The 583-nt window shown below is 47.7% G+C and carries 1 pseudogene; it reads right to left on the reverse strand.

What is annotated here, in order from left to right:
• Positions 1-583, reverse strand: a pseudogene (gene kbfO / locus ACWHAR_RS29990) (potassium channel protein KbfO); the annotation flags it as partial.

Below are 583 nucleotides of genomic sequence, written 5' to 3' on the forward strand. Positions count from 1 at the left end.
ACAGGTTTTGTAAGCCGCTCCCTTTAGTTCGTCAGGAACAGCAAGAAGCTCCACATGCTGATCAAGTGACAGCTTGATTCCGTTCTGCTGTTTAGACGGCCGTAACTTGACTTGGTAATGCTGCAGCATCGCCCGGCTGATAAATTCTGAAGTTCCGATGATTTGGTTTGCGCCTGCCCGCTCTGCATTGGTGACAAAACGGTCAGTCAAAATCTCGACGATGCAGTAAGCAAGGGGATTAAGCCCTTTAACAGATAAAAGAGTCAGCACTGACAGCATATCAGCATCAGTTTCACTTTTATACTGATCGGCAGTAATCATCACTGATTCCGCTTCAGTAATATTGGCCCGTTTCAGTGTCCCATCATCGGCAGCGTGCCCGCGTATGAAATGAACGTTTTCAATAAGCGGGCCTTCTGTTAAGGATTCATCGATTAGTACGACTGTTTTGGAAGGGGCGGCAAGCTGAAGGTCCTTCAAAAGCCGGTTTGTTTTTTCATTCCACCCGATCAGAATGATGTGGTCCCGGCCTTTGTAAGCAACTTTTCCTTCGATGTAGCGATGCTGTCTGCTGAATGCGGCC

The sequence above is a fragment of the Bacillus sp. LR--39 genome, assembly GCF_053613335.1.